Source organism: Methylobacterium fujisawaense (assembly GCF_014138435.1).
Taxonomy (GTDB): domain Bacteria; phylum Pseudomonadota; class Alphaproteobacteria; order Rhizobiales; family Beijerinckiaceae; genus Methylobacterium; species Methylobacterium fujisawaense.
In genome coordinates this window covers 612144-631555 of record NZ_JACJIM010000001.1, presented here as the reverse complement: position 1 = coordinate 631555, position 19412 = coordinate 612144, and the positions used below count along the sequence as shown (strand labels likewise).

28 protein-coding genes are annotated in these 19412 nt (G+C 71.1%); 9 read left to right on the top strand and 19 right to left on the bottom strand.

Features of this window, described 5'->3' with window-relative positions; translation table 11 throughout:
- Positions 1 to 24: 24 nt before the first annotated feature.
- The 7 genes from GGQ91_RS03090 to osmF form a co-directional block, all read right to left on the bottom strand.
- Entirely contained in the window at positions 25 to 477 is a 453-nt protein-coding gene (locus tag GGQ91_RS03090) for a hypothetical protein (protein ID WP_043357521.1), read from the bottom strand.
- A 52-nt stretch (positions 478 to 529) separates the two neighbouring features.
- Entirely contained in the window at positions 530 to 895 is a 366-nt protein-coding gene (locus GGQ91_RS03085; protein WP_236952768.1) for a hypothetical protein, read from the bottom strand.
- A gap of 464 nt (positions 896 to 1359) precedes the next feature.
- A complete protein-coding gene (locus GGQ91_RS03080; protein WP_043389020.1) occupies positions 1360 to 1572 on the bottom strand; it encodes a hypothetical protein in 213 nt (70 codons plus the stop codon).
- A gap of 257 nt (positions 1573 to 1829) precedes the next feature.
- On the bottom strand, positions 1830 to 2573 hold the full coding sequence (locus GGQ91_RS03075) for an ABC transporter permease (protein ID WP_053609670.1): 744 nt from the start codon (positions 2571 to 2573) through the stop codon (positions 1830 to 1832).
- Positions 2570 to 3502 carry an ABC transporter ATP-binding protein gene (locus GGQ91_RS03070; protein WP_182591307.1) on the bottom strand — a complete coding sequence of 311 codons (933 nt, stop codon included), beginning with the start codon at positions 3500 to 3502 and terminating at the stop codon, positions 2570 to 2572. The genes GGQ91_RS03075 and GGQ91_RS03070 overlap by 4 nt, the downstream gene beginning before the upstream one ends.
- Positions 3499 to 4689: an ABC transporter permease gene (locus GGQ91_RS03065; protein WP_182591306.1), complete on the bottom strand. Its 1191-nt coding sequence runs from the start codon at positions 4687 to 4689 to the stop codon at positions 3499 to 3501. Before GGQ91_RS03065 ends, GGQ91_RS03070 begins: the two co-directional genes overlap by 4 nt.
- A gap of 118 nt (positions 4690 to 4807) precedes the next feature.
- Complete coding sequence (gene osmF, locus GGQ91_RS03060; RefSeq protein ID WP_182591480.1) at positions 4808 to 5701, bottom strand: glycine betaine ABC transporter substrate-binding protein OsmF; 894 nt, start codon at positions 5699 to 5701, stop codon at positions 4808 to 4810.
- Between the two features lie 442 nt (positions 5702 to 6143).
- On the opposite strand from osmF, the gene GGQ91_RS03055 reads away from it, so the two are divergent.
- Positions 6144 to 6359, top strand: coding sequence for a hypothetical protein (locus GGQ91_RS03055; RefSeq protein ID WP_043357502.1), 216 nt, complete (start codon positions 6144 to 6146; stop codon positions 6357 to 6359).
- 16 nt (positions 6360 to 6375) lie between these two features.
- On the opposite strand, the gene GGQ91_RS03050 is transcribed toward GGQ91_RS03055, so the two are convergent.
- The 5 genes from GGQ91_RS03050 to GGQ91_RS03030 form a co-directional block, all read right to left on the bottom strand.
- Positions 6376 to 7851 (bottom strand): protein adenylyltransferase SelO, encoded by a 1476-nt coding sequence (locus GGQ91_RS03050; protein ID WP_182591305.1) that lies wholly within the window; start codon positions 7849 to 7851, stop codon positions 6376 to 6378.
- A gap of 332 nt (positions 7852 to 8183) precedes the next feature.
- Entirely contained in the window at positions 8184 to 8444 is a 261-nt protein-coding gene (locus tag GGQ91_RS03045) for a hypothetical protein (RefSeq protein ID WP_182591304.1), read from the bottom strand.
- Positions 8445 to 8622: 178 nt separating this feature from the next.
- Positions 8623 to 9153 carry a Ros/MucR family transcriptional regulator gene (locus tag GGQ91_RS03040; protein WP_043389007.1) on the bottom strand — a complete coding sequence of 177 codons (531 nt, stop codon included), beginning with the start codon at positions 9151 to 9153 and terminating at the stop codon, positions 8623 to 8625.
- Between the two features lie 352 nt (positions 9154 to 9505).
- Positions 9506 to 9808 carry a hypothetical protein gene (locus GGQ91_RS03035; RefSeq protein ID WP_043357496.1) on the bottom strand — a complete coding sequence of 101 codons (303 nt, stop codon included), beginning with the start codon at positions 9806 to 9808 and terminating at the stop codon, positions 9506 to 9508.
- A 174-nt stretch (positions 9809 to 9982) separates the two neighbouring features.
- Positions 9983 to 10363, bottom strand: coding sequence for a hypothetical protein (locus tag GGQ91_RS03030; protein WP_043357494.1), 381 nt, complete (start codon positions 10361 to 10363; stop codon positions 9983 to 9985).
- Positions 10364 to 10459: 96 nt separating this feature from the next.
- Here GGQ91_RS03030 and GGQ91_RS03025 point away from each other — a divergent pair, with 96 nt between their 5' ends.
- The 3 genes from GGQ91_RS03025 (at position 10460) to GGQ91_RS03015 (ending at position 12075) form a co-directional block, all read left to right on the top strand.
- Complete coding sequence (locus tag GGQ91_RS03025) at positions 10460 to 11218, top strand: CDP-diacylglycerol diphosphatase (protein ID WP_043357492.1); 759 nt, start codon at positions 10460 to 10462, stop codon at positions 11216 to 11218.
- Positions 11219 to 11303: 85 nt separating this feature from the next.
- Positions 11304 to 11633, top strand: coding sequence for a hypothetical protein (locus tag GGQ91_RS03020; protein WP_236952769.1), 330 nt, complete (start codon positions 11304 to 11306; stop codon positions 11631 to 11633).
- 196 nt (positions 11634 to 11829) lie between these two features.
- Positions 11830 to 12075, top strand: a complete 246-nt coding sequence (locus GGQ91_RS03015; RefSeq protein ID WP_236961841.1) for a hypothetical protein — start codon at positions 11830 to 11832, stop codon at positions 12073 to 12075.
- A 16-nt stretch (positions 12076 to 12091) separates the two neighbouring features.
- Here the strand turns inward: GGQ91_RS03015 and GGQ91_RS03010 are convergent, their stop codons facing one another.
- Both GGQ91_RS03010 and GGQ91_RS03005 read right to left on the bottom strand, forming a co-directional pair.
- Positions 12092 to 12280 carry a hypothetical protein gene (locus GGQ91_RS03010; RefSeq protein ID WP_043357488.1) on the bottom strand — a complete coding sequence of 63 codons (189 nt, stop codon included), beginning with the start codon at positions 12278 to 12280 and terminating at the stop codon, positions 12092 to 12094.
- Between the two features lie 173 nt (positions 12281 to 12453).
- Complete coding sequence (locus GGQ91_RS03005) at positions 12454 to 12717, bottom strand: hypothetical protein (RefSeq protein ID WP_043389003.1); 264 nt, start codon at positions 12715 to 12717, stop codon at positions 12454 to 12456.
- A 238-nt stretch (positions 12718 to 12955) separates the two neighbouring features.
- Here GGQ91_RS03005 and GGQ91_RS03000 point away from each other — a divergent pair, with 238 nt between their 5' ends.
- The 4 genes from GGQ91_RS03000 (at position 12956) to GGQ91_RS02985 (ending at position 14418) form a co-directional block, all read left to right on the top strand.
- Positions 12956 to 13342, top strand: coding sequence for a hypothetical protein (locus GGQ91_RS03000; protein WP_043357484.1), 387 nt, complete (start codon positions 12956 to 12958; stop codon positions 13340 to 13342).
- Between the two features lie 20 nt (positions 13343 to 13362).
- Positions 13363 to 13548 carry a hypothetical protein gene (locus tag GGQ91_RS02995; protein ID WP_043357482.1) on the top strand — a complete coding sequence of 62 codons (186 nt, stop codon included), beginning with the start codon at positions 13363 to 13365 and terminating at the stop codon, positions 13546 to 13548.
- A gap of 64 nt (positions 13549 to 13612) precedes the next feature.
- Positions 13613 to 13876 carry a hypothetical protein gene (locus GGQ91_RS02990; protein ID WP_043357480.1) on the top strand — a complete coding sequence of 88 codons (264 nt, stop codon included), beginning with the start codon at positions 13613 to 13615 and terminating at the stop codon, positions 13874 to 13876.
- A 296-nt stretch (positions 13877 to 14172) separates the two neighbouring features.
- Entirely contained in the window at positions 14173 to 14418 is a 246-nt protein-coding gene (locus GGQ91_RS02985; RefSeq protein WP_043357477.1) for a hypothetical protein, read from the top strand.
- A gap of 18 nt (positions 14419 to 14436) precedes the next feature.
- Here the strand turns inward: GGQ91_RS02985 and GGQ91_RS02980 are convergent, their stop codons facing one another.
- Together GGQ91_RS02980 and GGQ91_RS02975 are read right to left on the bottom strand one after the other, a co-directional pair.
- Complete coding sequence (locus GGQ91_RS02980) at positions 14437 to 15177, bottom strand: DUF4336 domain-containing protein (RefSeq protein ID WP_182591303.1); 741 nt, start codon at positions 15175 to 15177, stop codon at positions 14437 to 14439.
- A gap of 384 nt (positions 15178 to 15561) precedes the next feature.
- Positions 15562 to 15786 carry a hypothetical protein gene (locus GGQ91_RS02975; protein ID WP_075382059.1) on the bottom strand — a complete coding sequence of 75 codons (225 nt, stop codon included), beginning with the start codon at positions 15784 to 15786 and terminating at the stop codon, positions 15562 to 15564.
- A gap of 266 nt (positions 15787 to 16052) precedes the next feature.
- On the opposite strand from GGQ91_RS02975, the gene GGQ91_RS02970 reads away from it, so the two are divergent.
- Entirely contained in the window at positions 16053 to 16781 is a 729-nt protein-coding gene (locus GGQ91_RS02970; protein WP_043388993.1) for an SDR family oxidoreductase, read from the top strand.
- A gap of 18 nt (positions 16782 to 16799) precedes the next feature.
- Here GGQ91_RS02970 and GGQ91_RS02965 read toward each other — a convergent pair whose 3' ends face one another.
- The 3 genes from GGQ91_RS02965 to GGQ91_RS02955 form a co-directional block, all read right to left on the bottom strand.
- Complete coding sequence (locus GGQ91_RS02965; RefSeq protein WP_043760076.1) at positions 16800 to 17561, bottom strand: amino acid ABC transporter ATP-binding protein; 762 nt, start codon at positions 17559 to 17561, stop codon at positions 16800 to 16802.
- A complete protein-coding gene (locus tag GGQ91_RS02960) occupies positions 17558 to 18238 on the bottom strand; it encodes an amino acid ABC transporter permease (RefSeq protein WP_043760078.1) in 681 nt (226 codons plus the stop codon). Before GGQ91_RS02960 ends, GGQ91_RS02965 begins: the two co-directional genes overlap by 4 nt.
- A 220-nt stretch (positions 18239 to 18458) precedes the next feature.
- The gene (locus tag GGQ91_RS02955) at positions 18459 to 19175 is read right to left on the bottom strand and encodes an amino acid ABC transporter substrate-binding protein (RefSeq protein WP_403090817.1); all 717 of its coding nucleotides are present in this window, start codon (positions 19173 to 19175) and stop codon (positions 18459 to 18461) included.
- Positions 19176 to 19412 lie beyond the last annotated feature (237 nt).

Here is a 19412-nt window from a genome sequence, read left to right as displayed (position 1 = left end):
GGCTCTCCGCCGGCCGAGCGACGCTCAGGCCTCGTCCCCCGGCGCGGCCGGAGGATCCGTGCGGGTGCGGGCCCAGTCCCGGTCGCGCTCCGCCTGCCGGGCGCGCTGCTCCGCCACGTAGGCGTCCTGGTCGGCGCGCTCCCGCTTCCGGCGGCGGTCGGCGGCGGCCGCCGACCGCTTCTGCCACGCCTCCGTCTCGGCCTTCTGGTGGAGCAGTTCCTCGACCGTGATGGGCGTCACCGGCGCCTTGGGTTGCGCCCAGGGATAGGACCGCCGGGGCGGTGGCGGACGGGTCGCCCGGTGGGCGGATTCCTGTCCCGTCCGCCGGAGCCCTTCGGCCGCCTCGGCGAAGGTGAGGCCCGCGCCCCGGGCGATGCGCTCGGCGGCGGCCCGGGCGGCCGCGCGCTCGCCCATCGTGGCGCCCTGGGCGGCGAGGGCGAGGCATTTTTCGAACCGGTCTCGGTCGGCGGGCGTCATGAACGGCGTCTTACCGCCAAGTCGGCCCGCCTGTCCCGTCGCCCCGAACCTGTCAGTCCCGCTTCGCGCTGGCCACCGCGTTGGTGAAGCTGTAGCTGCCGAGCTTCTCGCCGACCACCTGGATGGCGCCGTCCGTGAGGGAGTTCAGCCGTCGGGAGCGGATCTTCATGGTCCCGGAGATGCCGGCGTACTTGCCGGTTCCGCCGATCCACTCGCCCGTGCCCTCGTTGACCGCGCCCAGGGGCTGGACCGGATAGTCCCACTTCTCGAAGACGTGGTCGCCGTCGGCGTCGACGTAGTCGCAATAGCCGTGATTCTCGAGGGTCTTGGCGGCGGTGTCGATCAGCGGGGCGGAGGTGCAGCGTCCGGCCATGTTGTGCAGGAGCCGCCCGCCCGATTCGTTGACGGCGGTCATCATGTTGATCGTTGCCGAAGCCGTTCGGTTGTCGCCGATCGTGACAGGTTTCGCCGCAGAGATATTTGTCGATGTGTAAGTTATCCTGAAATCGCCCTGTCGCGGCATGTCCTCGGCGCGGGCCGTTATGGCAGCGGGCAGCATCAGGACGAGCGCGACAGCGGAGAGTCCTGGGGCGAATGCTGTGTGGATGGTCCTTCGTGTCATGGCGACCTCCCAGTCCGACGCTTTCAAGACCGGTCGGCATCGATCGCGCAATTGGACGACGGCCGAACGAATCGTGTGCGTCGAGTTAATATTGTTATAGCGGGTTTAAATAATCAATATGTTTGGAGTTTGACAGTTTTTGTCGCTCGATCTGCGCGTCGCCATCGCTGCCGGGCCGGCTGGCGGTCCATATGCGCCTGGCCCGCCGTGCGTCTGGGGCCGGTCATGCCGCGCGATTCCGGCGCGTGGGCGGGCCGATGCTACGAGCGGGCGCGTCCGTCCCCGCCCGGACCGATCACCGGCAAGCCGGTCCCGTCCGGCAGGCCGCCGAGCACCACGAGGATCCGTCCCAAGAGCGCCCGCGAGTGCCGCGCGCCACTGCCGGCGCGGTCCGGCCGCCCCGGACGGCCCTCGTAGGCCGCGCGCAGCCGGGCGAGCTGACGTCCGCGCGTTTCGGGATCGCTGGAGCCCATGGTCCATCCCCCCGGCGGGCTCTGATCCGCGGTGCGCCCCCGCGAACGAGCCTTCGACCATCCCGAGTCGGGGAGTTGGAAAACCGTGTCTGAACGGTCCCTACGACCTTTAGCGCCGGAACGCCTGGACATGCGTCGCAGGCTCCCCGACCGTATGGCCAAGGATGCGGGTGCCGTTCTGGTCGGCACCAACCATCAGACAGGGGGTTCCACGCCCCAGGGCCGCGCGTACGGCCCCGCTGGCGTTTTAGTCGCGTCTAGGAACGAAATCCAGCCCGGCGTGCCGCCCCGCGCTCGACATGGCGGAAGCCGGCATCGATCAGGAGGGCCAGCGCCGACACCACGAGGCCGCCCTGCAGCACGTAGGCGGTGTTGCCGGTGAGGAGGCCGGAGATGATCACTTCGCCGAGGGTGCTGGCCGCCACCGTCGAGCCGATGGTCGCCGTCGCGAGGCCGATGACGGCAGCGAGGCGGATCCCCGACAGGATCATCGGCAGCGCCAGGGGCAGTTCGACGCGGAGGAGCCGCTGCCGGTCGGTCATGCCCATGCCGCGCGCGGCCTCCATCAGCGCGGGATCGAGCCCGTCGAGCCCGGTGAGCGCGGTCTCGAAGATCGGCAGGAGCCCGTAGAGCACCAGGGCGATCAGGGTCGGGACGGCGCCGAACCCGAAGATCGGCACCGCCAGGGCCAGGACCGCCACCGGCGGAAAGGTCTGCCCGATCCGGGCCACCGACCGGGCGAACGGAAGCACGTCGCGCCCGGCCGGCCGGGTGGCCGCGACCGCCAGGCCGACGGCGATCGCGGCGGCCGTCAGGGTCGCGGCGGCGACCAGCAGGAGGTGATTGACGGCGAGCGTCAGCAGCGGCGTCTGCGCGTAGATCGGCGGCGTGTCGCCGGGGGCGAACGGCTGAAACAGGGGCGCGAATCGGCCCGGAGCGACCAGGAACACGCCGAGGAGGGCGAGGAGCGCGGCCCAGGCAAGAGGCGGGGCCCGGCTCACGGCCGGCCGCCCTGCGCCTCGAGGGCCGCCCGCGTCACCCGTCCCAGGATGACGCCGTCGCGGCTGACCGGCAGGGCCGGGCGCCGGGACCACAGGCTCTCCGCGAGGGCGGCCCGCACCGAGGTCCCGGCCGGGATGGGCGGGCCCGGCGCCGGGCCGGGCTCCACCAGATCGTCCACCACGCGCAGGGCCATGAGCTGGAAGGCCCGGTCGCCGCTGCCGAGGAGGGTGCCGACGAAGGCGGTGGCGGGTGCGCCGAGAAGGTCTGCCGGCGGCGCCTCCTGCACGAGGCGCCCGGCATCCATCACGGCGATCCGGTGGCCGAGGTGCAGGGCCTCGTCCATGTCGTGGGTCACCAGCACGATCGTGGTGTTGTAGCGCTGCTGGATCGTCCGCAGATCCTCCTGCGCCCGACCGCGGATGATCGGATCGAGGGCGCCGAAGGGCTCGTCCATGAGCAGGATCGGCGGCTCGGCGGCGAGCGCCCGGGCCACGCCGATCCGCTGCTGTTCGCCGCCGGAGAGCGCCGCCGGCAGGCGATCCCGGTAGGCCGCCGGATCGAGGTTGAACAGGCTGAGGAGTTCGTCGACCCGGGCTGCGATCCGCCCCCGGTCCCAGTCGAGCAGCTTCGGCACCACCGCGATGTTCTCCGCGACCGTGCGGTGGGGGAACAGCCCGTGTCCCTGGATGGCGTAGCCGATCCCGCGCCGCAGGAGATGCGGGGGCACGTCCCGGATGTCGCGGCCTGCGATCTGGATCGTGCCGGTGCTCGGCTCGATCAGGCGGTTGATCATCCGCAGCAGGGTGGTCTTGCCCGATCCCGAGGTGCCGACCACCGTCAGGATCGTCCCGGCCTCGACCCGGAGGGTCACGTCCGCCACGACCGTGCGTCCTTCGAAGACGCGGCTCACCTGGGCGAGGTCGATCATGGAACCCGCTCCGCCGCCCGGCCCCGGCTCAGATCGACGACCGCGTCGAGCAGCACCGCGGCGCCGGTCGCCATGGCGACGGTCGGCAGCGCGCCGAGCAGGACGAGGTCGCCCGCATTCTGGCTGATGCCCTGGAAGACGAACACGCCGAGGCCGCCGCCGCCCACGAGCCCCGCGATCACCGCAAGCCCGATGTTCTGGACGAGGACGATCCGGATTCCGGTCAGGATCGCCGGGAGGGCGAGGGGCAGCTCCACCTGGAGCAGCCGCTGCCGCGCGGTCATGCCGACGCCCCGGGCGGCGTCGCGCACCGGCCAGGGCACGGCATCGAGGCCCGCGACAGTCGCGGCGGCCACGGGCAGGAGCGCGTAGGCTAACAGCGCCACGAAGGCCGGCGCGGCGCCGATTCCCGCAATGCCGAGGGCGGCCGCGCCCGGGACCGCCCGGCCGATCCAGGCCAGGGGCGCGATCAGCATCCCGAACAGCGCCATGGACGGGATGGTCTGCACGACGTTGAGGGTCGCGAGCAGGCCCGTCCGCAGCGCAGGAACCGGGCGCGCCAGGATGGCCGCCGGGATCCCCAGAGCGGCGGCGGCCGCCACCGAGGTGAGGGCGAGAACGGCATGGGTCCGCAACTCCCGGCCGAACGTGTCGGAGCGGCTGGCATATTCCCGCAGCACCGAAAGGTTGTTCCAGAACCCGGTCCGCAGGGCGAGTCCCGTCGCGCCGACCAGCAGGGCCAGCAGGGCGATCCGCAGGATCGGTCCCGGCCGCAGCCGCGCCAGCCCGTCGCCGACGGCGAGGGCCGCCGTCGCGAAGGCGAGCCACCAGCCTGCATCCGGCGAGACCCGGCCGTACCGGTCGCCCGGCAGGGTCAGGTGATCGGCCGCCCAGCCGGCCGACAGGCCGAGGAGCAGGAGGATCGCGGCGGCGGCGGCGAGGCGCAGGGGCGGCGCCGCCCGGAGCGCCAGCAGCGGCAGACCGAGGGCGACGACGCCTCCGAGGAGGAGCACCGCACCCGACGGGAGGGCGGACCAGGCCGTCAGCCCGGTGCCGGCCGCGATCCGGTTCGGCCGGGTCGTCATCAGCGGGAGCGCGAGCAGGCTCAGTCCCAGCAGGGCCGCGAAGGCCGAGCCCAGCGGATCGACGCCCGGGCGGAGCAGCCCCGTCGCGGAATGTCCCCCCATCCTCAAGCTCCGACGGCGCCGGCGCGCGCGGGCCCGCGCAAAAGTGGCCGGCCTCGCGACGAGTCCCCGCGACCCGCCGAGAACCCATGCCGGCAGAGCTTCGGCTTGTCGACGCGTGTCAGCGCACGAATCCGTTCTGCCGGAGGAAGTCCGCCGCGACCGCGGAGGCGGGCTCGCCGCCGATCTGGACGCGGCCGTTGAGATCCCGGAGCGTCGCCAGGTCGAGTCTGCGGAAGATCGGATCCAGCACCGTGGCGATCTCGGGATGGGCCATGAGGACCGCCCCGCGGACCACCGGCGCCGGCTGATAGACCGGCTGGACGCCCTTGTCGTCGTCCATCGTCACGAGGCGCGCGACCGCGAGGGCGCCATCGGTGCCGAACACCATGGCGGCGTTCGTGCCGGACGTGCCCCGCGCCGCCGCGGCGATCGTGGCGGCCGTGTCGCCGCCGGCCAGGATGACGAGCTGCTCCGGCTTGAGGGTGAAGCCGTAGGTCCTGCCGAAGGCCGGCAGGGCGCCCGGGGCGGTCACGAATTCCGACGCGGCGGCGAGCTTGATCGCGCCGCCGCCCGCTACGTAGCGGCCGAAGTCGCTCAGGGTTTTCAGGCCCGCGGCCTGCGCGATCTCCTGGCGCACCGCGATCGCCCAGGTGTTGTTGGCCGAGGCGGGCGTCAGCCAGACGAGGTCGTTGGCCGCGCGATCCGAGTCCCGGGCCGTCCGATAGGCCGCCTCGGGATCCTTCCAGGCCGGGAGATCCGCCTTCCCGAAGAAGAACGCCGCGTTGCCGGTGTATTCCGGGTAGATGTCGATCTGACCCTCGATCAGGGCCTGGCGCACGATCGCGGTGGCGCCGAGCTGGATCTTGTCGACCGTCGGGAGGCCCCGGGCCTGCAGGGCCTGCAGGATGATGTTGCCGAGCACCCCGCCCTCCGTGTCGATCTTGGAGGCCACGACGATCCCGGCCGCCGGCGCGCCGGGCGTCGGGCCACATTGGGCGACCAGCAGCGCCAGGGCCGGTGCGACGAACCACGCGAGGATCCGCCTCACCTTGGCCTTCGGATCCCCCGTTCGCGTCGTCCGGTCTCGGCGGGCGCCTGCCGCGCGCGATGTCCGGCTGGGGCGGGCGATGATCCCGTTGAGCCCGGGAGACAGGCCGGCGGCCACGGTCGCGACGCGATTCGACTTCCGTTTCATGGGGATGGCTTCGCCGCCTTTGCACGCGCAGCTGAGGGATCCGGCCGCGCCCCGCTCATCGCTCCCGCGCCGCTCTCGGTCCCCTCGCGAGGCTCGTGACGACAGCGATGACCTCCGCGCCCGGCGCCTCCGACCTCGACCGTATCAAATCAACGCACTCCGGTTAATAATGTTTAACCTTTACACGATGCTGACGCGAACAATCCTAGCCTTAGAGATATAATGTTGAGTAGATCGTTTGCGTCGAAAGGAGGGGAGGATGTCGTATTCGATTCTGGTCCGCGATCTCGCCCGCGAACCTGGCGGTGCTCCCAAACTTCTGGCCTACGACATTCACGACCGGTCGGCGGCGGAGACTCTCGTTTCCGTGATCGCCACGTCGTACCGGGATCACGGTTTCAACCCCGCCACCCGCGTCCATTGGTTTCGGCACGAGGGCGGGGTGCGCGAGATCTTCACCTGGCCGCGGCAGTGACCGCCGGCGCGACGCCTCAGGTGCCGCAGAAGGTGCGGTAGCCGACGCCACCGTCCTCGGGCGCCAAGGCGAAGGCGGCCTGATCCGGCTGATCCGCGTAGGGGCGGGACAGCACGGTCAGCAGCGTCTCGAACGGGGCGAAATCCCCCCGTTCCACGGCTGCCTCGATCATCGCCTCGACCCGGTGGTTGCGCGGGATGAAGGCCGGATTGACCCGGCGCATCGCGGCGGCGGTCTCGGCCGGGTCGCGGGCCTCCTGCGAGAGCCGCCCGCGCCAGTCCTTCGCCCAGGCATCGTAGGCCATTGGATCGACGAACAGGTCGCGCACGCCCGCGTCGGCCTCCGGCCGCTCCGCGGCGGCGCAGAGCGTGCGGAACGTCAAGGTGAAGTCGGCCCGATTCTCGGCCATGCGCTTGAGGAGGTCGCCCGCCAAAGCGGCGTCGCCGTCCCGGGTCTCGGCGAGGCCGAGCTTGCGGGCGAGGCCGCCGTGATAGGCCGTCTCGAAGCGCGCCGCATAGGAGGCCAGCGCCGCCTCGGCCTCGGCGACCGAGCCCGCCTCGTCCTCGGCGAGCAGCGGCAGCAGGGTCTCGGCCAGCCGCGTCAGGTTCCACAGCGCGATGCGCGGCTGCTGGCCGTAGGCGTAGCGGCCGTTGCGGTCGATGGAGCTGAAGACGGTCCCGGGATCGTAGGCGTCGAGGAAGGCGCAGGGGCCGTAATCGATCGTCTCGCCGGCGATCGACATGTTGTCGGTGTTCATGACCCCGTGGACGAAGCCCACATGCAGCCAGCGGGCGACGAGTTCGGCCTGGGCGGCGATGACGCCCTCCAGCAGCGCGCGGTAGGGGTTCGCGGCCGAAGCGGCCTCGGGATAGTGCCGGGCCACGACGTGGTCGGCGAGCGCCCGCAGGCCCTCGACATCGCCCCGGACCGCGAAGAACTGGAACGTCCCGACCCGGATGTGACTCGCGGCCACGCGGGTGAGGACCGCGCCCGGCAGGAGCGTCTCGCGCACCACCGGCTCGCCGGTCGTCACGGCGGCGAGCGCCCGGGTGGTCGGGATGCCGAGCGCCGCCATGGCCTCGCTGACGAGATACTCGCGCAGCACCGGACCGAGCGCCGCCCGCCCGTCGCCCCGCCGGGAGAACGGTGTCGGGCCCGCGCCCTTCAGCTGGATATCGCGGCGCTGCCCAGTCCGGTCGAGCACTTCGCCCAGGAGGACTGCGCGGCCGTCGCCGAGCTGCGGCACGAACTGGCCGAACTGATGTCCGGCATAGGCCGCCGCGATCGGATCGGCGCCCTCCGGGACGGCGTTTCCCGCAAGGGCCGCCACGCCGTCCGGGCCGGCAAGCCAGTCCGGATCGAGGCCGAGCTCCGCGGCGAGCGCCCGGTTCAGCCGGACGAGGCGCGGGGCCGCCACGGGCGTCGGCGGCCGGCGCGCGTAGAAGCGCTCCGGCAGGCGGGCGTAGCTGTTGTCGAAGGGGAGTGCCGTCATCGTCGGGATCTATGGACGGTGGGCGCGGGGGACAAGCGGAAGCCTGAAGGAGCTCGTCGATCGCGTCACCGCCGGCCGGCCGGGTCGTTTCCACCGATGCGTGCCGCAGCGCTCGCGGCAGACGGGCACGGTTCCGTGCACCCGCTGCTCTGGCCCCACCGGCAGGCGCGGCCTGTGATGGCGGCCCGATCCGCTGGGCGCGACGGCCACGGCGGCGGGCCTACGCCGCGTCTGTCCCGCCGGACCGATATCCCTCGAAGTCGCGCCCCGGCGGGGACAGGCCCGTGCGGCTGCCCTAGTTCGGCTGGGGGCGCCGGGCCTGTGATGGAGCGCTAGCGGCTCGTCGTCGGAGGGGTCCCGGTGGCCGGGGGCTTGCCAGTGCCGACCTGACCCTCCGTCGGCGGAACGGCCGACGGATGGGTGACGGCTTCCGTCGCCGTCCGGCCGGGATCCTTCGTATCGGCCGCCGGCTTCGGTGCGGTCTCGGTCCGGGGCGCCGGTCCGGTTCCGGGCCGATCCTGCGCCCAGGCTGCGGCCGGGAGGGCGACCACGGTCGCGGCGGCGAGGAGAAGGGCGGGGATCGGTCGGTTCACGTTGGGCTCCGTGGCGTTCAGCCGGGCGTTCCGCAGGGCCAACGGATGGCCGCAGGCGTCGTTCCGGCACTCCGCGCCGCGGTCTTGACGGGTGGATGCGGCCGCCCTGGCCGCGCCCGATCCCGTCATTCCGAGTCCGGGCCCCGGGATCGCACGTCAGGGCCCGCAACCTCAGGGCTCACGCCTCCGCGTCGGCCTTCCGGGTCTTGCGGCCCTTGGCCACCTTCGTGCCGTCCGCATCCGGCGCCGCGGCGGACGCCGCAGGCTCGCCCCGCTTCGCGGCCGGGCTCCGGCGCTTGTGGCCCAGGCCGGCATTGCGGGCGAACTCGGCCCGCATCGCCGAGTAGGTGGATGCGGTCGTCGGATAGTCCGGCGGCAGACCGTAGCGCTGCCGATACTGCTCGATCGTCATGCCGTTGCCGGTGAGATGCCGCTTCAGCGTCTTGTACGGCTTGCCGTCGATGAAGCTGATCAGGGCGTCGGGGGTGATCGATTTCTTGATCTGCGCAGGCGTCGCCTTCTTGAATTCCGGCTCGGCCGAGACCGTCGTCTGGCTCAGGCCGGCGAGCGCGGCATGAACGCCGGACAGCAGCGACGGCAGATCGGGGACCGGGACGGAATTGTTGGCTACGTAAGCGGAAACAATGTCGGCCGTCAGCTCCACGAAATCGACAGGATCCTGATGCGGTGCGGGATTGCTATCTTCCATGAACGCCTCTCACGTTGGAGTGATGCATGAACGTTGATCCGCCTCTCGACAGTCAAGTCCATATATGAGCGAAGATAACCTATTATGGCTGTTATCTACCGAATGTCTGGGCGAATACCAACATAGATCAGTAGCGATTCTGCCGCTGGATCATTCCGGTCGGAGCTGGCAGCGCGGCTTCCCTCGGATCGTCCGCACGGGGGCCTGCGGCGCGGGCCCGGGCGGGCGGCTTCAGGAAGTGTTAATCCTGCCGTGATCAGTGGCAGGGTCGCTCCGGCTTTGGGGGTAAGAAGCCGAACGGCAGGCGGGCCGAGCCCTGCCCCTCCATGCTCGGCCCGCGCCCCTGCGGCGCTCACGCGTTGACGGCGGTCCCGATCGGCGTGGCGATCGCGCCGCGCGTCCCGGGTGGGACCACCGATTGCAGAATCCGCGCCGGACCGGATGCGGGATCCCCGCGATAGCCGCGCTCGAGCGTCATCAGCGCGTGCATCGGGGCTTCAGCCAGGTCGAGAAGGCGCGCGTCGCGCCAGCGGCGCTTGGTGAGGCCGGTCCGGCTGAGCCACCGGGGCTTCTCTTCCTCGACGAGCAGGACCAGCTTGCCCGTCCACGTCTTGCGAAACCAGAACCGTCCCGTGAGCTTGGCTGCGCCGAACATGCCGCACCTCGCGTGAGAGCCCCCTGAGCCAACGTGGGTCAAGCTCGGCGGTTTCCGCCGGAGACCGACCGCAGGATGCCGGGCTGGCGGCGCAGACATGCATCGGCGACATGCATTGGGACATGTGCAAACGTCCGCGTCCGCGTCCGCGGCGACGGTCCGGCCGGGCCGGATTCATCGGCAGGTCGCGTCGTCCGGGCGCCCGCGGCCCAGGACGGCGAGCAGGCGGCCCGCCACCGCGCCGGCCAAGGCCGCGACGGCTTTCACGAGGAAATCGTCGAACCGGCCGTGGCGGGTCCCGGTAAGGGTCTGCCCAAACTCCAGGCCGCCGGCGAGGAGGATGCTGCCGACGAGGATCCAGCGCCCGTGCCGCGGGTAGCCCATGGCCATCAGCAGCCCGGCGAGCGCGTAGGCGGCGAAGCGCTCGATGCTGGGTTCGGCCGTGACGACGGGGCGGAGCCCGATCGGCACCAGCGTGACGGCGGCGATCAGGGCCACCAGGATCCAGGCCGCGATCCGGATCAGGCCGAGCCACGGCACCTTCCCTCTCAGCATCGCGGAATCGTAACCTCGCGCCGACGGCGCCCGCGTACAGTGATGGCGCGCTGCCGCCTGTAGCATAACGGCGGCCGGGGACCGGAACATCTGCTCATGCTTCGTCGTCTGGTCGCCGCGATCCTGTTCGCCTTCGCCACGGTGCCGGCCGCCATCGCGGCGAACCCGGTGCGGGACGTGCTCTGGGTGGCGCTGCAGGGCTGCGTGCTCGCCAAGAAGGCGGCGGGCCGGAGCTTTCCCTGCCTCTCCGTCGACCTCGGCGATGGTACGCGCCCGGGGACGGCGGTGCTGCGCGCGCCGGGACAGCCTACCCACACGGTGGTGATGCCCACCGACAGCATCTCGGGCATCGAGGCGCCCGTGCTCCAGGGACCGCGGGGCGCCGCCTATTGGCGCGCGGCGCTCGCGGCCCGGCACTTTGTGTCGGATGCGCTGCCGGGCCGGCTGCCGGTCGCGGCGGTGGGTCTGGAGGTGAATTCCGTCGGCGGCCGCAGCCAGGACCAGCTTCACATCCATCTCGACTGCATGCACCGGAGCGTCATGGCGGCCCTGAAGGCCCATGGCGGCGCCGTCGGCGAGACCTGGGCCCCGTTCCCCGTGCCGCTGGCGGAGGCGCGTTACGTCGCGCTGCGGATTCCCCCGGACGCGGTGGCGGAGTTCAACCCGTTCGCGGCGCTGGCCCGGGTGCCGGGCTGGCAGGGGCATCTGCACGACGCGAGCTTCGCGGCGGTGGAGGCGGATCCCGGGGATCCGCAGGGCGGGATGATCCTCCTGGCCTATCGGGAGCCGGAGGCCAGCGCCGAGTACCTGATGGATCACAGCTGCCGGATGGCCAAGCCCGGCCGGCACGGCTGATCGGCCGCCGTCCCGAGTCACGGCCACTGTTGCTGCTACGTTCTATCCGAGCTGGGCGCGAATCGGTCATAAAGCGATCATGCGCATGCCGGTGCTCAGCTTGTCCGCGATGCTCCTCCTGACCACCGGTCCTGCCGTCGCGGGTCCGGTCGCCGGAGCGTCCGATCCGGCCGAGCTGGAGCGCGCGTGGCACCGCTGCCTTCGAGACGCCTCCGGGCATCAGCCGACGGGTCAGAGCCGCGCCGGGGACGAGCGCAACGCCCTCGACGAGTGCAAGTCCCGCGAGGATGCCCTGGTGGCATCCCTGATGGCCGGCGCCCGCCCGGCGGACGCACGCACCGGCACGGTGTGGTCGCGGACCTGGGCCGCGTTCGCGGAGCCCCTTGTCACCTGGTTCGGGGCGCTGCGGCGCTGAGGGCGCCCCGTGCCGCGTTTCTCGCGTCCGATCCAGTCGCACCGGGCCGGCACGATCTGGCCGGCACGATCTTGTGCGCTGCGTGTCCGCGACGCTCACGAACCGTCGCGGATATCGCGTTCGCTGAAGCCCGCTCCGCGGCGTCGCACCACGCCTTGCGGGACGAACCGCCGCCGCCGCCGATCGTTGGGCATCCATGAGCGCGCAGAATCCCAAGCTTCATCCCGATGCCGTCGCCGAGGCCCGTCGTCGCGAGATGGCGACCGAGCATCTGCTGTTCGGGACGGTTCGGTTTCTGGCGCAGCGTCATCCGGAATTGCTGGACGAGCTTGAGGGCAGCCTCGCCCACCTGTGGGATCCGGTCGAGGGCGAGGCGCGGGACGATGAGGCCGTGCGGACCATCGCCCGGCGCATCATCAAGGGTCTGCGGGCCGAAGGCTGATCCGGCCCGTCCGGGCTCACCGCTGGGCGGCGTCGTTCACCTTGACGGTCGGGATCATCGCGACGGCCTTCGCGGTCACGCGGTCGAAGACATCGCCGGTGAGACCGCGCTCGGTCGCGAGCTTTCGGATCCGCTCCGCATGCTGCGCGAGGGTCAATCCGAAATAGGTCTTCTCTGTCGCCTGTTCGACAGACTCGTTCGCCACGCTTCGACTCCTGTTCATGGTGGGTGAGGGCCGATGATTTGGGCCGCGGCGGCCGCGGCTTCAACCCCCGCCCGGAACAGGGCGCCCCGGCCATGACGGTTCGTCATACCCTTGGGGGCGCCCTGCAGATGGCCCGCCTGGCCGGGCGCGATGGGGCCGGACGGCCTGCGGTCTCAGCGGCTGCAGCCGATGCAGATTCCGCGCGTGATCGCGTCGTTGCGCTCCTCGATGGCATCCCGCCGCTCGATGCTGCCGGTCTCGCTCGGGCCGAGGGCGCCGGGGTTGGGCACCGTCTGGCCGGTCGCGGCGGTGTGGGGCGCCTTGGCGGTCGTATCGGGGCCGCCCCCGGTTCCCGTCCTGCCGACGGGGTCGGCCCAGGCGGTGGCTGAAGCCAGGCTCAGGGTGGCGGCCATGGCGAGGGTTGCGGATCTGCGCATGTGAAGCTCCCGGAACTGCGTGCGTCGGTCTGCGAGAAACCGACGCTTGTCCGTTCATGAAGTTCCCGCGCCCGCGACGCGCCCGCGCCGGCATGTGGTGCATTCGGAGGCGCCGTTTCGCGGCGATGCCGTCGAATTCCGCGGTTAACCTTCGGGCGTAATGGCTAATCAATTTTGAGAGGTATTTCGCAGGCGGAATTGGCGGATCGTGGCGCAGTAACATTCGGAGGCGTGCGTCATGAACCCGACCGTCAAAGCCGTTCTGCTGAACGAGCGGGCCGCCGTGCTGTCGGCCATCGCGGCGCGCCAGGGTACCGTCTCCGACCTGCTGGTCCAGATCAACGGCGTCGAGAACGACATCTGGCGCCTGCGCCACCGCCTGATCGACCTCGAAGCGTACCTGATCGGGCATCGCGTCGACCTGCCGAGCGCGGATGGCGGATCCGCCGGGACCGCGGAGGCCGCCGGCACCCTGACCCGGTGCGATCCGGTGCCGCCGGCCGGGATGCGGCCCGCGGAGGTGATCGGCCTTCCGGCCTGCAAGCCGCTCGGCGAATTCGTCCGCACCAAGGGCGGGGCGCGGAAGGCGCAGGCCGCCGCCGGCCGCCTGGCCGAGACCGCCTGAGAGGGTCGGGGGATCTGCGCATGCGCCGCATCCGCACTGGCCTGCGCTGGCGGCGCGGGCCGCCGGCACCGGTCCTGCCCGAGAGTCTGACACGCTTCGTCTCGGAGCCGGGAGCGTTCACCGCTCCGCTGTGGGACATCGCCCTGGCGTTGCTGGCCGGCGTCGTCGTCGCCCTCGCCTGCGGCTGGATCCTCCAGGCTTGGTAGCCGGTCCTGACTGTATCCCGCCCATGGCCTATGAGGATCGGCGAGGATCCGGAGGGATGGACGGATGAGCGACGGCAGCGGCGCGCCGAGCGTGAAGATCGCGGAGGTCCAGCGCCTCGCCACGGCGCTTGCGGCGCGGGTGCGCTACGCGCAGCTCGTCGGCCGTCCCGTCTATGAGGCGCAGATCGCCGCCCTGGTCGGCGCTGCCCGCCTCATGGACGAGGAGAAGGCACCCTGGCCGCCGATGGTGGAGGAGGTGCTGACCGAACTCGCCCGCTCGATCGAGGGGGCCGTCACCGTCGCGGCTGACCCGCCGGAAGAGCCCTGAACGACCGCCCTTCTCCTGGTCGACGCATCGTCGGTGCCCCGCGCGAAGGCGTCCGCCGGGCCGAGCCCGGACCGAATCGGCGCGCGGGCCGTCATCCATCTGCACGCCTGCTTCGCGGGGCGGGCGATCCCCGACTGCGCCATCGCGGGGGGCGGCTGCCGGCCGGACCCTATCGACGTCGGAACTTCGGCGCGAAGGGTCGATTGACCAGAGGGATCGGTACGGAGATCTGCGCCCGTTGCCAACGTGCGATGGACTGATCCGGCCGAAGTCTTCGCCTTGAAGTCGATGGCCGAATGATCCTGAGCCTGCAGGCCGTGCAGGTCGCGACCAGCAGCGACGATACCGAGAGCCAGCTCGTCTTCGCCGACGGATTTCTGGTCGCGGTGTTGGTCCGCCTCTCGGCGCAGCACGGCGAGGACACCGGAAAGTGGTTCCTGGAGGCCGGATTCGGCCCGCTCGCACCGGCTTGTCCGCCGCTCTTCGCGGATCTCGCGGCCGCCCGGGCCTGGATCATGCGGCGGCTGATCGCTGCGGCGTAATCCCGATACCGCCCGCCCTCAGAGGCCTTTCGCGAGCCAGCGGAGCGCGTGTCTGAGGCGCGCTGCGCCGTCCCCGGCGAACCAGAGGCCGTGTGCGAAGATGACCCGCTCGGGAGCCAAGGTGAGAAGGTCGCTCGCTGCTCTCGCGGCGTCGTGCCGGCGGAGTTTGATCACGAGGCGCAGGTAGGGTGGCGGCTGGCCGTGCGGTCGCGTCATGCGGGCGAGGCGCAGGAACGGACGCAGGAGCGCCGGCATCTTCTCCGGTTCCAGGTTGAGGACGAGATCGGTCAGGATCAGCGTCCGGCTCGCCCCGTGGACGAACGCGACCTCCCGGAACCCTAAGCCGCCCGGCACGACGATCTGGCGCAAATCGGCCGCCCAATCGGAGGGGGCATCGTCCCCGAGAACCCGGTCGATGCGGAGGCCGGCGCGGCGGACCGGGCGACGCTGGCGGAGATTCGGAGCCGCCCAGGTCAGCGCCTCCGGACAATGCGCCTGCCACGCCTTCAGGAAGGTCCAGTGGGCGATGTTGGGGGCGACCAGATGCCGGATCGGCCCCAATGCGGCGATCTCGCGGTACAGGTGCGGATCGAACCGTGTCGGTGAGTGCAGCCAGAGTCCGCCGTCGCCTAGGCGGACGACGGTCATGCGGACCGGGAGGGGGATGCCGAGGACGCGGAGCGGCCCGCTGTCGACGATCCAGACGCCATCGGCCACCGGCTTGAGGACGTCGAGGGGCGGATAGGTGGCTTCGGGCAAGTCCCGGTCTCTCCCTCGGCCGCGCAACGTCGCGCCCACGAACCTGTGCAACCGCGGAAGCGCAACGGATTTCCGGGATGGATCGCCGCAGGCCGGCGGACCACGCCCCCGCCGCGGCCGGCGCGCCCGACCTCCTCACAGGAGCCAGGACGGCGCGTCGAAGTGCGCTCACGATCCTGAGGATCGTGTCGGCGCATGGCAGGCCCGTCCGAGTGCCGGACCGTCCGGACCGATCCAGACGCGCGTCGCCGCTGCCCCCCCTTGGTGCAGCCCAGGGTCCGAACGGATCGAGGCGCAGGGCGGTCGCGGCGGATGGGATGATGTGGCGCTTGTTGGCCGGGAGGTGGAAATCTCCACCTCCACCATCCGCCGCCTCAGCGGGCCCTACACGGCCTGGATCGGTGCGTGCTTGCCGTCATGCGCCGCACCCGAATCCAGGCTCTGCGTCTCTGCGCTGTCCTGCTGGTCCCGCGTCGGCGGCGGATAATCCGTCAGCGGACGCCAGGGAGCAGCCGGGGCGCCCAGGCGGGCGCCGGACGGACGCAGCGAGAGCCAGATCGCCACGGCCATCCAGGGCACGACGAAGAAGACGAAGGCGGCAAGCCCCACGGCGATCCTCCACGAAAAAGTTTCGTCGTGAGAACGCCGGACGGGCATCCAGAGATCCGCCGCCGTGCCGGTCATCCCGCGCGGTCGGTTGATTGCGTCGCTCCGGGCGGCGGCGTCGGGTCGGATGGACGGGGCGATCGGGCCTGGAGCCCCGCCCATCCGGAACCTACAACGCTGGGGGGCACTCAGCCCGGATGCCCGGATCTGGCCGGCGTATCCCGGTCCAGGAGCCGACGCGGCGAAGTGCAGCCTGCTGGGAGCGAACAATGGCAGATCTGTCCGGGAAGACGGTCCTGATCACGGCGGCGGGGCAGGGGATCGGGCGGGCGAGCGCGCTCGCCTTCGCCCAAGCCGGGGCTCGGGTCCACGCCACCGACATCAACGCGGATGCCCTCGCCGGGCTGCGCGCCGACGGTCTCAGCACCGCGATCCTCGACGTTCTCGATGCGGGCGCCGTCAGCACCCTGGTCGCGCGGATCGGCGTGGTCGACGTCCTGTTCAACTGCGCCGGCATCGTGCATGCCGGCACCATCCTGGAGATGCGCGACGACGACCTCGACTTCGCCCTCGATCTCAACGTCAAGGCGATGATCCGTACGATCCGGGCGGTTCTGCCCGGGATGCTGGAGCGCCGCGACGGCGCCATCGTCAACATGGCGTCGGTTGCCTCCTCGGTGAAGGGCGTGCCCAACCGCTTCGCCTACGGGTTGACGAAGGCGGCGGTGATCGGCCTGACCAAGGCGGTGGCGGCCGACTATGTCGGCCACAACATCCGCTGCAACGCGATCTGCCCCGGCACGGTGGAGAGCCCGTCGCTCCAAGAGCGCATCCGCGCGCAGGGCGACTACGCGCAGACCCGCGCGGCCTTCATCGCGCGGCAGCCGATCGGGCGGCTGGGTACCGCCGAGGAGATCGCCGACCTCGCCGTTTACCTGGCGGGCGCGACCTACACGACCGGCCAAGCCGTCATGATCGACGGCGGCTGGACGATCTGATCCAGGCCGGATCGCCCTTCACGCCTCCTCCGCGGCTTCACCGAGCAGAGTCCGGATGAAGCGGCGGGTGCGCGGATCCTTCGGGTGGGCGAACAGGTCCGGCGCCGGTCCCCGCTCGACGATCGTGCCGCCCTCCAGGAACACCACCGTGTCGGCGACGCGCCGCGCGAGGCGCAGGTCGTGGGTTGCCATCAGCATGGTCATGCCCTCCCCCGCGAGGCTGGCCAGCACGTCCACCACCTCGGCTGCGAGTTCCGGGTCGAGGGCCGAGGTCGGCTCGTCGCAGAGGAGCAGGCGCGGGGAGGGGGCGAGCGCCCGGGCGATGGCGACCCGCTGCTGCTGGCCGCCTGACAGGTTGGCAGGCCAGTCCCCCGCCTTGTGGGCGAGGCCGACGCGCTCCAGCAACTCCAGCGCCCGCGCCCGCGCCCTGGCCTGCGGCCACTTGGCGACGGTGACGAGCCCCTCCGTGATGTTCTCGATGACGGTGCGATGGGGAAAGAGCTGGAAATTCTGGAACACCATGCCGGTCTGGCGGCGCACCGCGAGCATCTCCCGCCGGGTCGGCGGCCGGTCCGGTCGGAAGGTGAGTCGGATATCGCCGAGGTCGAGCGTACCGGACCGCGGCATCTCCAGCAGGTTGACGCAGCGCAGGAGCGTCGACTTGCCCGAGCCGGACGGGCCGATCAGCGCCGTGACGCGGCCCTCGGGCACTGCGAGATCGATGCCCCGCAGGACCGCGTTCCCGCCAAAACTCTTCTCGATGGCCGACAGGGCGATCATGCGCGCGCCTCCAGATATCCGCCGTATCGCCCGAGCCGCCGCTCCAAGAGCGTCTGGAGCCAGGACAGGCACGTGGACAGGACGAGGTAGATCAGCGCCACTTCGATGTAGAGGATCAGCGGCTCGTAGGTGACGGCCACGATGCGCTGGGCGGCCTGGAACAGTTCCGGCACGGTGATCGCGGCCGCGAGCGAGGTGTCCTTGACCAGCGCGATGAAGGAGTTGGCGAGCGACGGCACCGCCACCCGCGCTGCCTGAGGCAGGATCGTGCGCCGCAGGGCTTGAGCGGGCGTCATGCCGGTGGCGTAGGCCGCCTCCCATTGTCCCCTCGGAATGGAGGCGATGGCGGCGCGGATGATCTCGGACGTGTAGGCGCCGACATTGAGCGTGAACCCGATCACGGCCGCAGGGAAGGCGTCGATCAGGATGCCGGTGCTCGGCAGCCCGTAGAAGATCACGAAGAGCTGCACGAGGAGCGGCGTGCCCCGGAAGATCCACACGTAGAACCAGGCCAAGGCCGCCAGCGGGCGTGGGGCGAACAGGCGCACGAGCGCGGTTCCGAGCCCCAGGCCGAGCCCCAGCATGAAGGCGATCAGGGTCAGCGGGACCGTGAAGCGGAGGCCGGCCGCGAGCAGCGGCCCCAGCGACTGGAGCATGAGGTCGAGCCAGTGCGGCACAGGGCGACGTTTCCTTTCGGTCGGACAGGGTTACGGGTTTCGCAGGTTCGGCCTCGGGGCATGGCCTTCGCCGAAGGATATGTGCGGATCCCCGCGTCCCCTCGGGGAGGGATCCCGATGCGCTCTGCCTTCAGAGGCGCGCCCGGATCCTCGCAGCCTTCAGGCTTGCAGAGCCTGCAGGCGACCCGCAGGGGCGCCGCGACGGGCCCCTTCCGGACGGCTACTTCGAGACGTCGGCGCCGAAGTACTTCTGGGCGATCGCCGCGTAGCTGCCGTCGGCCTTGATCGACTCCAGCGCCTTGTCGATGGCAGCCTTCAGCGCGGGGTTGTCCTTGCGCATGATGATCCCGGATGCGTCCGCGTCCGTCTGCTCGGCGACGATCTTCACGGGCGCATTCGGCTTCTGCTTGTGGAAGTCGAGGAACGACAGGCTGTCGTTGACGGTCGCGTCGGCGCGGCCGGTGGCCACGAGCTGAACCGACTGATCGAATCCGTCCGTGCCGACGAGCTCGGCACCGGACTGCTCGGCAAGGCGCGCGAAGTTGCTGCTCAGGCTCTGCGCGGCCTTCTTGCCCTTCAGGTCGGCGAAGGACGTGATGTCCGCCCGGTCCGTGCGGGTGATCAGCACGGCCCGCGCCCGGATATAGGGCTCGGAGAAGTCGAACTTCGCCTGACGCTCCTTGGTGATGCCGACTTGGTTGATCACCACGTCGTAGCGCTTGCCGTCGAGGCCGGCGATCAGGCCGTCCCATTTGCCTTCGAGGAATTGCGGCGTGACGCCGAGCTTCTCGGCGACCTTGCGACCGATCTCCACGTCGAAGCCGACGAGCGCCCCGGAGGCGTCGTGGAACGTGAACGGCGCGTAGGTGCCCTCCGTCCCGATGCGCAGGGTCTTGGCCGCACGGATCGCGTCGAGGTCGTCCGCCTGCGCGGGCATTCCGAGGAGGCATGCCGCAGCGGCGAGGACCAGGGCGAGGCGGGTCGAGACAAAGCGCATCGTGGTTGGCTCCAGCGCGATAGAAGGTCCTGCCGCTGTCGCCGAGGTCGCTCTCAGCTGTCGACGCGGGACGCAGTAAAGGTTTCGGGCGGCCAGCGCGTGGCCGGGACTTGATGGACCGTCAGAGCATGCCGCCGCATGGCGCCACGCTCCGGAAGGCCGCGCTCCCCATATCAA